The 14,776-nt window shown below is 48.3% G+C and carries 12 protein-coding genes and 1 other RNA gene; 8 read left to right on the forward strand and 5 right to left on the reverse strand.

Annotation, left to right across the window (positions count from 1 at the left end; all coding sequences use genetic code 11):
- Window positions 1–49 precede the first annotated feature (49 nt).
- From rnpB to DYH48_RS23140, 4 genes are all read left to right on the forward strand, one after another.
- Window positions 50–401, forward strand: an RNA gene (gene rnpB / locus DYH48_RS23125) — RNase P RNA component class A.
- Between the two features lie 361 nt (window positions 402–762).
- Complete coding sequence (locus DYH48_RS23130) at window positions 763–1,086, forward strand: DUF883 C-terminal domain-containing protein (RefSeq protein WP_006083526.1); 324 nt, start codon at window positions 763–765, stop codon at window positions 1,084–1,086.
- Window positions 1,087–1,095: 9 nt separating this feature from the next.
- The gene (locus tag DYH48_RS23135; protein WP_115336016.1) at window positions 1,096–1,587 is read left to right on the forward strand and encodes a hypothetical protein; all 492 of its coding nucleotides are present in this window, start codon (window positions 1,096–1,098) and stop codon (window positions 1,585–1,587) included.
- 11 nt (window positions 1,588–1,598) lie between these two features.
- On the forward strand, window positions 1,599–1,847 hold the full coding sequence (locus tag DYH48_RS23140; RefSeq protein ID WP_115336017.1) for a hypothetical protein: 249 nt from the start codon (window positions 1,599–1,601) through the stop codon (window positions 1,845–1,847).
- 130 nt (window positions 1,848–1,977) lie between these two features.
- Here DYH48_RS23140 and DYH48_RS23145 read toward each other — a convergent pair whose 3' ends face one another.
- Both DYH48_RS23145 and DYH48_RS23150 read right to left on the reverse strand, forming a co-directional pair.
- Window positions 1,978–3,624, reverse strand: a complete 1,647-nt coding sequence (locus DYH48_RS23145) for a BamA/TamA family outer membrane protein (RefSeq protein ID WP_115336018.1) — start codon at window positions 3,622–3,624, stop codon at window positions 1,978–1,980.
- Between the two features lie 191 nt (window positions 3,625–3,815).
- Complete coding sequence (locus tag DYH48_RS23150) at window positions 3,816–5,036, reverse strand: threonine/serine exporter family protein (protein ID WP_006083522.1); 1,221 nt, start codon at window positions 5,034–5,036, stop codon at window positions 3,816–3,818.
- Between the two features lie 159 nt (window positions 5,037–5,195).
- On the opposite strand from DYH48_RS23150, the gene DYH48_RS23155 reads away from it, so the two are divergent.
- The 3 genes from DYH48_RS23155 to gntR all read left to right on the forward strand — a co-directional run bounded on the left by DYH48_RS23155 (window position 5,196) and on the right by gntR (window position 9,648).
- On the forward strand, window positions 5,196–5,606 hold the full coding sequence (locus tag DYH48_RS23155) for an MAPEG family protein (RefSeq protein WP_106649122.1): 411 nt from the start codon (window positions 5,196–5,198) through the stop codon (window positions 5,604–5,606).
- Window positions 5,607–5,823: 217 nt separating this feature from the next.
- Window positions 5,824–8,259 (forward strand): YgiQ family radical SAM protein, encoded by a 2,436-nt coding sequence (locus tag DYH48_RS23160; protein WP_115336019.1) that lies wholly within the window; start codon window positions 5,824–5,826, stop codon window positions 8,257–8,259.
- A 390-nt stretch (window positions 8,260–8,649) separates the two neighbouring features.
- Window positions 8,650–9,648 (forward strand): gluconate operon transcriptional repressor GntR, encoded by a 999-nt coding sequence (gene gntR / locus DYH48_RS23165; protein ID WP_115336020.1) that lies wholly within the window; start codon window positions 8,650–8,652, stop codon window positions 9,646–9,648.
- Between the two features lie 53 nt (window positions 9,649–9,701).
- Here gntR and gntU read toward each other — a convergent pair whose 3' ends face one another.
- The gene (gene gntU / locus DYH48_RS23170) at window positions 9,702–11,045 is read right to left on the reverse strand and encodes a gluconate transporter (protein ID WP_115336021.1); all 1,344 of its coding nucleotides are present in this window, start codon (window positions 11,043–11,045) and stop codon (window positions 9,702–9,704) included.
- A gap of 85 nt (window positions 11,046–11,130) precedes the next feature.
- Here gntU and DYH48_RS23175 point away from each other — a divergent pair, with 85 nt between their 5' ends.
- Entirely contained in the window at window positions 11,131–11,691 is a 561-nt protein-coding gene (locus tag DYH48_RS23175; RefSeq protein WP_006084481.1) for a gluconokinase, read from the forward strand.
- Window positions 11,692–12,150: 459 nt separating this feature from the next.
- Here the strand turns inward: DYH48_RS23175 and DYH48_RS23180 are convergent, their stop codons facing one another.
- Both DYH48_RS23180 and potE read right to left on the reverse strand, forming a co-directional pair.
- Window positions 12,151–13,305, reverse strand: coding sequence for a porin (locus DYH48_RS23180; protein WP_012197747.1), 1,155 nt, complete (start codon window positions 13,303–13,305; stop codon window positions 12,151–12,153).
- Between the two features lie 118 nt (window positions 13,306–13,423).
- Complete coding sequence (potE, locus tag DYH48_RS23185; RefSeq protein WP_006084479.1) at window positions 13,424–14,743, reverse strand: putrescine-ornithine antiporter; 1,320 nt, start codon at window positions 14,741–14,743, stop codon at window positions 13,424–13,426.
- Between the last annotated feature and the right edge of the window lie 33 nt (window positions 14,744–14,776).

Below are 14,776 nucleotides of genomic sequence, written 5' to 3' on the forward strand. Positions count from 1 at the left end.
GAGCGGATTATCTGTGGTGCATCAGGGTGGCTTAGGCTATAATCCGCGCCGAGTTGGCCAGACAGTCGCCGCGTTCGTAAGAACGGGGAGGAAAGTCCGGGCTCCAAAGAGCGGGGTGCCAGGTAACGCCTGGGCGGTGTGAACCGACGACAAGTGCAACAGAGAGTAGACCGCCTGCCTGATTTATCAGGTCGGTAAGGGTGAAAGGGTGCGGTAAGAGCGCACCGTGCGGCTAGCAATAGTTCGTAGCAAGGTAAACTCCACCCGGAGCAAGACCAAATAGGGTTCCGTATGGCGTGGCTCGCGTTGGAACCGGGTAGGTCGCTTGAGCCTGTGAGCGATTGCAGGCCTAGATGAATGACTGTCCAAGACAGGACCCGGCTTATCGGCCAACTCACCTCATTCAATAGAAAGCCCGTTTGTCGTAATGACAAACGGGCTTTTTGTTTTTTAACTATTGCAGTTTTAAGTGACCGTTACTTTTTAAATTATTAAAAATCAAAGTGTTGAATTCCCCTTCCGTATCCAATCTATATCCTATTTAGTTCTCTGTTCTGTCGCTCTCTTTATCATCCTTCGCTGCAGGTAAAAATTACCCTATGTAGGTAACATCTACCGTTAACTGAGGGCAAGGATATAAATGATTTTAATCTAAGCTTTTGTTTTTATTTGTTTATATCAATTGGCTTAGCCATTGCATTGGTTTATATGCAAAGTGCAGCATTTTGTTGCATTGCACTCGGTTCATCAAGGAGTCTGCTAATGGCCAGTTCAAAAAGTGTAACAGAACAAACTAACAGTAAAGATAACGGCGCGTTAAATTCGCCAACCACAGCGAAAGCCAGCGAAGTGACGCATCATGCCGTTGACGCTGTGGCAGAGAAAGCCGCTGTTGCAGAGGATACTTTGCGTAAAACCGCCGCCAGCTCGCAGGAAACACTGGCGCACAAGCAAGAGGAAATCAAACAGCAACTGCAAAGCTCTTACAGTAAAACCCGTGAGCTGGCAGCGCAAAATCCTCTGGCCACCGCCGGGATAGCGTTTGCTGCTGGTGTAGTGTTGACGGCCTTGTTACGCCGTCGCTAAGGTGGGGTTATGCAAAACCGTGCACAGTCAGAGGCGCCAGAGCAAAGACCTGTCCAGCATGCTGAACCCACTGGGCAGCCAGCATCCGCTGCCCAGAATAAAGTGGTTGATCAGGCCATTGAGCAATTGGCTGAGATAGCGGCACTGAGCAGCTCGGTGAAGCAAGCCTATATCAATCAGTTAAATTTGGCAGGGAAAATCGCAACAGCAGAATGGCAGTTAACGGGTCGCAGCTTGATTGTTGCTGCGGCTTTGGTTGTCTGTTTTGGGACGGGTATTACCCTATTCTGGGGCAGTATCTTGTTGTTGCTGGGCTATTTGCTGTTTCAACTGAGCGGCTCGTTATTAGCCACTGTGAGCGCTTTGGTGGTGCTACAGTTTGTTTTATTGCTTTGGTGTTGGCGTAGTCTTGGCTATGTGTTGTCACAAACGGGCTTTTCGAAGACTTGGCAGCAATTACAGCTTTTGTTCTCGACTCGAGAGTCGGGACATCAAAAATAGGGGGCGCGAGTATGCTAATTCAACAGTTACTTAAAAAACAGCAGTTGCAGCTGACAGTGCTGACGGAACAAGGCCAGTTGCAGCATGATTTGTTACTGATGAGGAAACGACAATTAGCGCAAAGCAGTCGTGATTTTATAGGGTCGACACCAGGTTTAATCGTCAGTTTTAGCCTTGGCTGTCTGTTTCAGCTGCGCCACAACAGTACTGTAAAACTACTGCGTAGCACCTTTGGCCTGCGTTGGATTACCAAGCTCTAACTGCCCAGTTATTCTCTGGACGGTTAGCGTTTGGTTTTGTAGGACTAACCTGCATGACTTTGTAGATCAACATCTTATCAATGCGCTTTAACTCAGCACCCTACCTTATTCGCAATTCGTAAATCAGCCGCTAAAAACTGCGTTTCACTAGGAATCGCCATTCCCAACTGTTCACTGACTCGCCGCCCGTGTAAGGAATCGAAAAATCGATATGGGCGACGTTGCCATAGCTGGAGCGAGAGGAATAAATCCGTGCGCCTATGCCTATGCTGCCCAGTGGACCGCTGACTTCATTATTATCGGCAAATTGGCCGCCGGAAGCTTGACCCAAATCAGTAAAGACTGCCCAGCCCAATTCAGCCAATTGGTATAAGTTGATGTTAGGGTAATTACGTATCTCGGCGGTCAATAACCACTGATTGTCCCCTTGTTGGTATTCGTTTGGATAACCGCGCACGCCAGTTTCATCCCCCAGCCCTTTGGTCAGATCCAGATAAGTGTTCTGTGAAAGACTGGCCCATGCTTTGCCGTAGGCTGTCCACTTAGGATTGATTTGATAGAAGTATTCGGCTTGGACATCGATCTTGTAAGTGTCTTTTTGGGTTGTGCCGATTGTGCTAGTGCCGCCCATTTCTAGCAGCCACAGTTGGTCGTCAAACTTATAGCCGCCAGTACTTTGCCAATTCACGTGGTAACCGACAGGATTGTTGTCGCCTATATCGTTGGTTTCTATGCCGAGTTGCACATAGTGATGCCAGCCTAAGTTAAAGTCTTCGTTGTTGGTGATCAGGTGAACGTTATTCAGTACATGGAAATCATCTTGGATAAACTCGTAGGCGACCCAAGGATACATAAAGTCCCGGTCTTGAGGCAGCATCGAATTGGGGTAGAGATCTGAATTGGCAAACTCGTGTTTGTCTTGGGTAACACCGGTAATAAAGCGAGAAAGATGCTCACTGTTCTTATTAATTAACCAGCCATATTGCAGATTAAGGTAGTCGACTGTGTGTTCGAATTCATTTATCTCTTGCCCATTTTGCCTAAGGGTATCAATCCGGTTATCGTCTAAAAACTCCGCCGAATACATGGTATTGGTATCGAGAGAATAGAAAGGCTTGCTCACATAAACGTGCTTAGCTTGGCCGTCGCTATTGTCGTAAAACTCGGCGGCAACCGTGCCGTGCTCGATAATGCTCAGCGGAGCTTCGAACGCAAATTTGTAGCCATTACGGGATTCGTTGGACTGGTACTTGAGTCGAGTGCGGATACCTGTTCCGAGTAAGTTGTCTTCTTTAACACCAAAAGAATAACGAGTATCGCCACCTGAACTACTCAGGCTAGCAGTGGGTAATAATGACCAGTTATCCCAGGTTTCGACGACAACGGATTCCACCGTGGGATCGGTATCGGCGAGGGGATCTTTTTCGGCGACATAAATTTTGGCGTCGCGGATATAGGGCACAGCCCGTAATAGCCGTTGCGATTCGTCGAGGTCTTTCTGGGCGACAGTATCATTTTCGCCGAAGGTCAGTTTATCGAGCACCACATATTCTTTGGTGTTGATGTGTAAAGCGTTCGCCCAGCGGTGGATGAAAAAAGCATCGGGATCGGATTCATCAAAAATAGGATTGTTAACTACGACTATCTTGCTGACTTTTTTGGTTGCTTGAGCCTGTGTTGCGGGATCGGTGAGCTTAGTGTCTTCTGCTTGGGCAGCACTGATTAGGCTGCCAACACAACAAGGTAGGATGCATGCATACTGAATGAATTTCTGCATAAAAGGCCACTCCCATGAAATTGACGACTGCAGCGAAAACAACTTCACTCTGCAATTCACAATTTAATAACACATGGAAAGTGGAGGCTAGTCAAGAAAACATTTTAATAAGTTTCTGATTTTACTTAAGGTTAGCTTAAGATTGTCTTGAGGTAGCGGCTGGGCGTGGGTTCCAGCCGAATTCACAATTGTTACAATGTTCGCCTTGGCGGCACGGCGACGTTGGCAAAAATCAATCCCGCGATCAGCGACATAAAAATCAAAAAGATTTGCGAGCCAATATGGGATTGATTGAGCATGGTCTCACCTGAGATTAAGGCATTGAGTCCGATATAGGTTTTACTGCCGGGCACTAAGATCACTATGCCTTGCAACAGGGCGATGGAGGCGGGAGCTTTCATCCAGCGGGCGAAGAGGTTGGAGTAAATCCCGACAGCCAAGGCGCCAAAGAAAATGCCCACCGAATCACCAAAATAATGTCCGCCGAGCATGGCCGAGAAAAACGCCACAATTCCAGCTAATACGCCCCAAGGTGAATCTTGCATCCGTGCCTTGAAGATAAACACTAATGCCATAGATAAAATCGGCACCGCCGACCAAATTGCCCAGCGCGGCAAGCCTTCTGGCTCGATATGAATCGCTTCGCCAAACACGGCTTTACCAATCGCCATGCCGAGCACTGCACCAAAGTACAGTTTAAACAATTGCATAATCGCATCCATGATGCGCGCCGTGCCGGAAATCAAATCCCGCGCAGCGAGTTCGGCCAGACCTAAGGTTAAGGCTAAGCCGGGAATAAAAATAATGATCGAGGAGAGGATCACCACTGGGATATTAATGTTGGGATCGATGCGCGCTATGCCGCAGGCGGCGATAGCACAAAGAATGGTGGCGAAGGGTTCGAGCACTTCGGCCATGCGTGCCGAGCGTTCGGCACGGTATACCAAGCCATAGACAAATAAGCCTAATAACCCCGACCAAAATACATCGTTCCAACCTGTGCCCATTAACATGGCGAAGGCGGCGGCAGAAGTACCAAATGAAAAACAAGTTAACACTGGGCCATAGGGATTGGGTTTGTTGGCGATTTCTTCTAAGCGGTCTAAGGCCTCGGCCAAAGTGCGCTTGCCCGAAGTTAATTCATCGACTAATTCATCAGTGCGGGCGAGTGAACCTAAATCGAGTTCACCGGGCTTCACTCGAGCGGCATGGTTATATTCTTGATCTGTATCGTGTTGTAAAACGAAGGTCATCGAAGTTGGCGAGATAAGGAAGTAGCCTTCGATACCTAAGGTGCGCGCAACGGTTTGTAAGTGGGTTTCTAGGCGATAAGCGGGTGTGCCAAACTTATGCAATGCCTTGCCTAGCTTGATGATAAATCTGCGTTTTTCGATAAACTCGTCGTTATCCAATCGGGGTATTCACTGTATAAAAAGTTGTAGGGATTAACGCGCGCATATTAACCTATCTTGTCTATAAAAGGTTAACGGCTTTTAACCTTAATACAAATAAATTGCTGAATTTTTGCAGCTCGGGCTATAGTCAGCTTTTTGATAAGGGGAATAATAGGTATGTCTTTGATGGTAACGGGTCTTTACGCTAGCCTCACAGGGCTATTAATTGTCGCTTTGGCTTATCGAGTCGTGAAATTGAGGCGAGGTCAGAAAATCGGCCTAGGCGATGGGGGTAACAATGCGCTCGCCTTAGCGAATCGTGTCCATGTCAACCTGATCGAAAATGCGCCTATCGTATTGATTCTCATGCTGGTGGCCGAAGCCGGTGGCTTACCTGTATTTTATCTCCATTGCTTTGGGACTGTGTGGATAGTGGCGCGCCTACTCCATGCTATCGGCTTAACCCAAGGCCAAGGGGGTTATCATTTTGGGCGTTTCTGGGGCGTATTGCTCACTTGGCTAGTGATTATCAGTTTGGCGCTGGTGAATTTGCTGCATTTTGCCCAAGGTTTAGGAAAGGGTCTCTAGGCTGGTCGGTTTGGGCGGTCAATTCCGCCCCAAGCCATATCCATAGCGGATTTAGGGGTATTTGGCTTCAGGCTCAAATACCCCTGAAAAACGCCTTGATTGATGTTTTTTTAATCGCACTTATCCACCATTGCCTGCTATACTCCGCGTCCCTAAATTGGCGTAACTTATTTTCAGTGGCGCCTTTATTTGACATTACGTTTTCGGGTCACAATCGATGCAAGTTGAATCCACACTCTTTAGTCATCCCAAGTATTGGGCTACAGGCGATAGCACTGCGCCTTTCTTACCTATGTCCCGCAAGGAGATGGATAAGCTTGGCTGGGATAGCTGTGACATTATCATAGTCACAGGCGACGCTTATGTGGATCACCCAAGCTTTGGCATGGCGGTGATCGGCCGTATGTTAGAGGCCCAAGGTTACCGAGTCGGTATTATTTCCCAGCCCGATTGGTCGAGCAAAGACGCCTTTATGCAATTGGGCCGCCCGAACCTGTTTTTTGGCGTCACCGCCGGCAACATGGATTCGATGATCAACCGTTACACCGCTGACCGCCGTTTACGTTCTGACGATGCTTATACCGCGGGCGATATTGGCGGTAAGCGCCCAGATCGCGCCGTGACTGTGTACACTCAGCGTTGTAAAGAAGCCTTTAAAGATGTGCCTGTGATCATTGGCGGTATTGAAGCCAGTTTACGCCGCATCGCCCATTACGATTATTGGTCGGACAAAGTGCGTCGCAGTGTGATTTTCGATGCCAAGGCCGACATTCTTATGTATGGCAACGCCGAGCGTCCTTTAGTTGAAGTGGCTCGCCGCTTAGCTGCGGGTGAACCTATTAGCTCGTTGCACGATGTGCGCGGCACAGCGGTTATCCGTAAAGAGCCGCTGCCCGAATGGCGCGGTATGGACTCGCGCAAGATTGACCAACTGCACAAGATAGAGCCGCTGCCGAATCCTTACGGCGCCGATGATGTGGGTTGTGCTAACTTGTCTGGCCCGTCGGATGTGAAGATATTCGATAACGAAGCCCCTAAGCCAATTAGCGTTCAACCGCCTAAACCTAAGCCATGGGATAAAACCTATGTGCTGCTGCCAGCGTTTGAAAAAGTCTCTGAAGACAAATATTTATATGCCCATGCTTCACGGATTTTGCACCAAGAGCAAAACCCAGGTTGTGCCCGTGCGTTATTTCAACCCCATGGCGATCGCGCCGTTTGGGTGAATCCGCCCGCATGGCCGCTCAATACCGATGAGATGGATGCGGTATTCGATTTGCCCTATCAGCGCATTCCTCATCCTATCTATGGCAAGGAAAAAATCCCTGCCTATGACATGATCAAGACGTCTATCAACATCATGCGTGGCTGTTTTGGTGGTTGTTCTTTCTGCTCGATTACCGAGCATGAAGGCCGAATCATTCAGAGTCGTTCACAAGAATCGATTGTTAAAGAAATCAAAGATATTCAGGAAAAAGTGCCAGGCTTTACTGGGGTAATTTCAGATTTAGGCGGCCCTACCGCCAACATGTACCGTTTAGGTTGTACTAGCGAAAAGGCCGAAAAAACCTGTCGCCGTCTTTCTTGTGTGTTCCCATCGATTTGCGGCCACTTAGGCACAGATCATAAACACACTATCGACTTGTACCGCGCGGCGCGTGCTGTACCTGGCATCAAGAAAGTATTGATCGCCTCTGGCGTGCGTTACGACTTGGCGATCGAAGATCCGGCCTACGTTAAAGAGTTAGTGCAGCACCATGTGGGCGGCTACTTAAAAATCGCCCCTGAGCATACCGAAGAAGGTCCGCTCAGCAAGATGATGAAACCCGGCATGGGCGCCTACGATAAGTTTAAAGAATTGTTCGACAAGTTTTCTAAGGAAGCGGGCAAAGAGCAGTTCTTGATCCCTTACTTTATTTCGGCGCATCCGGGCACGACCGACGAAGACATGGTGAACTTAGCGCTGTGGTTGAAGGAGCGTAAGTTCAAGCTCGACCAAGTGCAGAACTTCTATCCGTCACCGATGGCGAATGCGACCACGATTTATCATACCGAGTTAAACTCGCTGAAAAACGTCAAGCACACCAGTGAAGTGGTATCAGTGCCGAAGAAAGGGCGCCAACGTCGTCTGCACAAAGCATTGCTGCGTTATCACGATCCTGCGGGGTGGCCATTGATCCGTGAAGGGTTAACTGCCATGGGGCGTGAAGACTTGATCGGCAATAGCCCACATCAATTAGTGCCGCCAGAAGGTCGAAATGAGCGCGGACCTAAGTGGATGAAAGATGCCAACCAAGGCCAAAAAGCCTTTACGCGCTTCTCGGGTAATCAGTTTGATGACCGCAAGGGCGATGGCAAATCTAAAGGTGCGGCTAAAGGCGGCGCGCAAGCTGGTGCTGAATCAAAACCGGCCGCAAAAGGTGGAAAACCTGCAGCGAATGCTGCTAAGCCAGCAGGAGCTAAACCAACTGGCTCTAAACCTAGCGGAGCTCATTCGAGCCGTCCTGGAGCGAAAGCGCCTTTCGGACAGTCTGGTTTTAAGGCGGGAGGTGCTCAAGCTAAAAGCGGTTCTCAGGCTAAAGGTGGAAGTCCATCAAAAAGTGGTGGTAAACCTGCAGGTAAGCCATCCCAAGGTCGCCAACAGGCTAAGTAATCACTTTTAGCTACCACAATAATATACAAAGGCCGCTCCAGACATAAGTTTGGAGCGGCCTAGCTAGCACGATCATCCCGCTATACTCTCCTTTTTTACAATCCTTTTTGATTTCGCCACAATTTTGCCAGTATGTTTGCCTTAGCTCAGTCTGAAATAAGTTAATGTATATACGGGCTAGCACTTGAGCTTTTTGTTATCAGCCCCTCATCATCTTTACCGATAAATGCTTACAATGAGCGGCGCCGCGATAAAAGAGTCCTAACTGGTATCGCAGGGCGAACTATTATAAAATCTCGTCTGATGCTTATGTCTACTATTTGTTTATATTCGATATTTTAGCTATACATCTCACCCATACCCGCGGCTTGTTAACTAACATTAGATACTATGAATAAAAAGCGTAGACCCACTCTTCAAGACGTTGCCGATCAAGTTGGGATCACCAAAATGACGGTGAGCCGCTATTTAAAAAATCCAACAAGGGTGGCGCAAAGCACTCAAGAAAAGATAGCTATCGCGCTAGAAACCTTAGGTTATATACCTAATCGCGCTCCGGAAATTTTGGCGCAAGCGACCAGCCGCGCCATTGGCGTGTTAGTGCCGTCGTTAACCAACCAAGTGTTTGCTGAAGTGCTGCGCGGTATCGAGAATGTTACCGGCAAACGAGGTTATCAAACCATGCTGGCTCACTACGGATATCAAGCTGAATTGGAAGAGGAGCGGGTGGCATCACTGCTTTCTTACAATATTGATGGCTTACTTTTATCCGAAAGTTACCACACGCCGCGTACCGTGCGAATGATTGAAACGGCCGGCATTCCGGTCATTGAAATGATGGATAGTGTGTCGCCTTCGATTCAACAGTGTGTGGGTTTCGATAACACAGCGGCTGCATACGAAATGGTTAAGGCCATGATTGCACAAGGCTATCGCCACATTGCTTACTTAGGTGCGCGCATGGATATTCGCACTCAGCTTAAGATGCGAGGCTACGAGTTAGCGATGCAGGAAGCCAAGCTCACACCTTTGACGATGACCACTAATGAGGCTTCATCGTTTTCCTTGGGGGCGTCGTTATTGCAACAAACCTTAGCGAAATATCCCTATGTGGATAGCTTTTTCTGCACTAACGATGATTTGGCTGCGGGGGTGATATTTGAGTGTCAAAGACAAGGCATCAAGATCCCAGAACAAATAGGCGTTGCAGGGTTTCATGGCCATGATATAGGGCAATCCATGACGCCAAAATTGGCGAGCATTATTACCCCAAGAAAGGAGATCGGTCGAATTGCTGCCACAGAGTTATTAGACAGGTTAAATGGCAAAGAGATAGCAGCATCGGTTATCGATCTGGGTTATCGCATTGATCTAGGGGAAACATTGTAGACTTCCCCTCGGTCTTTCGCTTAACGGCTAATGCTTGTCATCACTGGCTAGCGTTAAAGAAACGCAGAGATGATGACTGCGACTATGCCGCCCGTCGTGCCAATAATGGTTTCCATCACAGTCCAGGTTTGCAGCGTTTGTTTTTCTGATAATCCAAGAAAACGGTTAGCGAGCCAGAAGCCTGAGTCATTAACGTGCGAGAGCACAATCGAACCACCGCCAATGGCAATCGTAATTGCCGCTAATTGAGCACCATCTAAGTTTAGTGGTTCAAGTATCGGGATGATAAGGCCGCAAGCCGTTAACATAGCCACGGTTGCCGACCCTTGGATCACGCGCACTGAAGCCGACAAAATAAATGCCAGTATCACAATCGGTAATCCCGAACCTGCCAGCATATTCCCTAACGCATCGCCGACACCCGAATCAATCAGCACTTGCTTGAACACGCCGCCAGCACCGGTGACGAGAATAATGACCCCAGCAGGTTGAAGCGCACTGTTGCAGATTTCCATGATGCGGTCATTGGGAATATTACGTCTCACGCCCAGCACATAAAATGCGATTAAACAGGCAAGCAGAATGGCGGTGAAAGGATGACCTATCAAGGCGAGCCAATTATGCAGATCGGATTTTTCATCAATAAAGCGCGACACAACTGTCTTTAAACCGATAAGCAGCAGTGGAAAAATCACAATACTGATTGAGAGCGCGAATGAGGGGATAGGTCCACCTTCTCGTTCACCTTTTTCTTGCTGCTCGTGGGCTGGCAGCTCAACATGGACTTTTTGCGAGATGAGACTGGCAAAGAGTGGACCGCCTAGAATCATCGCAGGAATCGATGCCAGCAGACCGAAGACTATCATGTAGCCAAAGTCGGCATTGAGCTGGGAAGCGACCAAAATAGGCCCAGGTGCAGGGATAAGAAACGCCTGACAGGTGGCAATACCCGCGAGCAGCGAAATACCAATTTTAACGACGCTGCCACCCCCTTTACGAACTACGGCAAAGGCGATGCCAATCAGCAGCACTACAGCAACGTCGAAGAAGAGGGGTAATGCACAGATAAAGCCAGTAAAGGTCATCGCCCAGTGGGCTTTGTCGTTACCAAATTTATTCAGCAGTGTATGGGCTATCTGATCTAGTGCACCAGTCTCTTCCATGACCCGACCAAACATCGCCCCCAAAGCGACCACTACCGCAACAAAGCCCAGTGTTCCCCCCATACCTTGTTGAATAGTATTAGTGATATCGGCTGGGTTCATGCCAGAGAAAAGACCGGCAATGATCGACACCAGTATCAGTGATACCACTGCATGTAATCTCACTTTCATCACTAAGAACAGTAGCAGGGCGATTGAACCCAGCGCTGTCAGAATCAATGACATATCAGACATAAGAGGACTTTTCCTTGTTAGTTAAGTTGTCCACATTTTTGTAGGTTACCGGTAACATGTTACCCGTAATATGATAGAGTGGGAAGTGACTAAATTCGAGAATTGGCATGAGGTTAACAAAGTGACTGAGAGAAAAAAAGGCAATAGCTATGTGTTCATGGGCGTCTCTAGTTGTGGCAAATCTTCGATTGGTGCTGCGGTCGCAAAGGCGTTAGAGACGAAATTTATCGATGGTGATGATCTGCATCCTAGAGCCAATATTATCAAGATGAAATCTGGCTCACCGCTTAACGATAGCGATCGCGCTCCTTGGCTTGAGCGCATCAACGATGCTGTGTATAGCATTGAACAAAAAGGTGAACAGGGGGTGATTGTCTGCTCTGCGCTGCGTCGTCAGTATCGTGACTTAATCCGTCAGAACAACAGTAAGCTGGTGTTTATTCATCTATATGGTGATTTTGAATTAGTCAAAGAACGCATGTTTGCCAGAAAAGCCCACTTTATGCCGATTGAGCTACTCAAGAGTCAGTTCGATACGCTGGAAATGCCTGCGACCGATGAAGCTGACGTTATCCAAGTGAGCATAGATGGCACTTTCGAAGAGGTGGTGCAGCGCTGTATTCAGGCGATAAATGGCGAAGTATAGGCATAAGTCAGTTATTGGATCTTAACGCGAGGCTTTGCTGCTTTATCATGATGTTGCAGATTAGCCTTTAAAGCGAAGGGGTAGCTGAACGACAGTCGTCGGTATTAATAAGTGCCGCCGAAGGTCGAAGCAAATCTGGAGCTAGCCGCTCGAAATTGAAAAAAAACCACTCCAGAAACTGACTTGGAGTGGCGTAGAGATAATGGTAAGCCTGCGGTACCATCCAATGAGTGTTACGGCGAGCGTTTGTAGACGAAACGTGCGCCGCACCTCAGCCTCAAATAAGCTCACGCATATGAGCGATGACGCGAGCTGCCTGTCCTGCAAAACATGGTTAATTCAACATGTGATTAAAACAGCCACTGAACACTGTTATGTAAAATAGTCCCGCTATATATGACCAAGGAATGCTAAAGTTGAATGGGCGCTTTAGTCACCTTAGCTAAATTCCCTTGAGCCTTAAAAGAAGTAATTAATCCCGACTGCGAAGCTGTTGTCTTCCTGGGCCTCGAGCGCGGTATCATCCATATCACTGAAATCTAACTTCATTTCAGCAAACATCACAGTGTCGTTGCTATAGCGATAGTGCAGACCCAGCATGGCAAATTGGCGGGTCCAATTACCTTGGATGGGCGTAGTTGCATCTGTGTCTAAATCTAAATAACTGAGTACGACCATAGGCACAAAACCGTTGTCGAATTGATAGGCCGTCATCAACTCGGCACCAGTGGCGTCGTAGAGATCACCATTGACCAGTTCATTACTCTTACTTTGGTGAGCGTTAAAACCCACATAAAGACCGCTGGCTTCGCGTCCTTCGGCATAGTGGTAGTAGTCACCATACATGGCACCAATGCCGATGATTTCATTGGTTTCGTCGACTTGAGTATTGCCTAAGTGGCCTTCAAAATCACCGCGGTTAAAGCCTGCAAGCAGCTTGAATTTTTCGGTTGCTGAATAGGTGATACTGGCACCGTAACTGCTGTCGAAACTCAGCTCAGAGTTACTCATTTCGCTGCCGTCATCATTTTTTAAGCTGACATCGCCATTGGTTTTGGCGGCATATTGCAAGGCGATTTGCACGGGGCCGACACTATTGCGGTAAATAAAGGCGGAGTCGGCACGGCCAGTGCCGGTGAGGCCGCCATCGCCAAAGGTGTAAGCGCCAACGCTGTAGCCTGCGAAAACGTTGGGTAAATCTGTGGTGCCGGCGACATCGTAATAGGCGCCCCATTGTTTACCAAAGCTCAAACTCCCCCAGACATCGTGGGACATGCCGACATAACCTAAGCGGTTATAGAGAAAATCATCGGTCTTTTCGGCAGCGAGTTTGCCCCCTTGCATCACTAGGCCATCGTCGCTGGAGACCATATTGATCCCCCATTCTGTGGTGGCGAAGGCGGTCCAGCCGTTTCTCTCACTGCGCTCGAAGCTAAATCTTAAGCGTGATGAATCGTCGATAACCGAGGTGTCGTGGCTGTCATTCAAGGCGGCAAACCCCAACCAACCGGTTAAATCTAATGTGTTTTTTTGATCTTTATAGAGCTCAACCGCCTGACTGCTGGTGGCCGTTAATAGCATAGGTAACGCTAAGGCGAGACAAGTCTTATTCATAAATCCCCCGATAATGAGCAAGTATTCTCCAGGGGATCATAGGCTTGGCCTATGATCCCTGAGTAACCGTTCTTTTAGATGGTGTGATTAATCGTTTTCGATAATGCGCTAGCCGGATTTAGGCTGGACGCGTATCGGCAACGGGTGCTTTGTTTGAGATCACGCCGAAGATAGTCCAACCGAAGAAGGTGGCCATGGCGCCAAGCATTACTGCGGTTTCGCCTGAGCTATACAGGGCATAGAAGCTATATAAGGCACCGATCACGGCAATCACGTTGGCAATACGGGCTTTATTAACTGGTACTTTTTGCTGTCTTTGCATTATGCCAAGGGCGGCCATCGATAGGATGTAAGGCACAATGTTGGTGACGACGGCGAGGTTAACGAGTGCTTCGAACTGTTTGCTCAGTGATGGGCTAATAGTCATCAGAGATAAAACGGTTTGAATACAAACGATAATGGTCATACCCCAAATTGGCGCATCGGCTTTACTGACTTTAGAGAAGATTTTAGGGAAGAATCCTTCATCTGCAGAGGCTTTAAACACTTGGGCAATAGTGAACTGCCAACCTAGCAGCGAGCCAGTACAAGAGATAATGGCGCAGGCCATCACGATTTTACCGACCACAGGGTTAAACATCTGCGCGAAGGCTAAACCGAAGGGCGCGTTTGACATGGCAAGTTCGGCGTTTGGCACAATACCGGCAATGACGTTAGTAGAGACGATATAAATTACCGCCGCGCCTAAAGTACCGCCCATTACTGCGATAGGGACGTTTTTCTCTGGATTATCGACGGCTTCTGAGTTGGCACAGGCCGATTCTAAACCAAGGAATGCCCACAAAGTCATGGCGATAGAACCGCCTAACGCTTTGAAGAATGGCATATCATGCGGGTTCCATGCGCCTTTATAGAGGTCGATATCAAACCAGAACCAACCAATTAACGACACGCCAATCACGGGCAGAATAATCCCCCACACAGTCACGCTACTTACGCGACCTGTGATACGGGCACCACCGAAGTTAGCAATCGTTGCCAGCCAAAGTACGCCAATGGTTGCAAGACAAATGGCCATCGGGCTTAGGTTTACATCGAGCAGCACGGCGGCATAACCCACGGCTGAGATCGCAATGGCGACGTTGGCGATGAGCAGCGAAACGGCATAGGTGTAGTTAGCCATAAAGTTGCCTGAGCGGCCGAAGGCATATTCGGCATAACCGCCCATACCACCGGATTTCTTACTGAACATACCGCACTTGGCAAAAGCGTAGGCGAGGGCAGTTGAACCCGCCGCTGTGACTAACCAAGATAAAATCGAAATAGTACCGACTTGAGCTAATTGGGTTGGCAGCATAATAATGCCCGAACCCATCATGTTGACTATGGTGATAATAGTTAATTGGACGACGCCAATTTTATTTTCTGATTTACTCATACTAATAACCTAATGTAGGTGACTTATTATAGG

Source organism: Shewanella baltica (assembly GCF_900456975.1).
Lineage (GTDB): Bacteria > Pseudomonadota > Gammaproteobacteria > Enterobacterales > Shewanellaceae > Shewanella > Shewanella baltica.

Bases quoted from the DNA above. Each gene is read 5' to 3' on its own strand.
- gntR (WP_115336020.1), top strand. From the start codon at position 8,650: ATGAATAAAAAGCGTAGACCCACTCTTCAAGACGTTGCCGATCAAGTT.
- DYH48_RS23160 (WP_115336019.1), top strand. From the start codon at position 5,824: ATGCAAGTTGAATCCACACTCTTTAGTCATCCCAAGTATTGGGCTACA.
- gntU (WP_115336021.1), bottom strand. From the start codon at position 11,045: ATGTCTGATATGTCATTGATTCTGACAGCGCTGGGTTCAATCGCCCTG.
- DYH48_RS23140 (WP_115336017.1), top strand. From the start codon at position 1,599: ATGCTAATTCAACAGTTACTTAAAAAACAGCAGTTGCAGCTGACAGTG.
- DYH48_RS23135 (WP_115336016.1), top strand. From the start codon at position 1,096: ATGCAAAACCGTGCACAGTCAGAGGCGCCAGAGCAAAGACCTGTCCAG.
- DYH48_RS23180 (WP_012197747.1), bottom strand. From the start codon at position 13,305: ATGAATAAGACTTGTCTCGCCTTAGCGTTACCTATGCTATTAACGGCC.
- DYH48_RS23145 (WP_115336018.1), bottom strand. From the start codon at position 3,624: ATGCAGAAATTCATTCAGTATGCATGCATCCTACCTTGTTGTGTTGGC.
- DYH48_RS23155 (WP_106649122.1), top strand. From the start codon at position 5,196: ATGTCTTTGATGGTAACGGGTCTTTACGCTAGCCTCACAGGGCTATTA.
- potE (WP_006084479.1), bottom strand. From the start codon at position 14,743: ATGAGTAAATCAGAAAATAAAATTGGCGTCGTCCAATTAACTATTATC.
- DYH48_RS23130 (WP_006083526.1), top strand. From the start codon at position 763: ATGGCCAGTTCAAAAAGTGTAACAGAACAAACTAACAGTAAAGATAAC.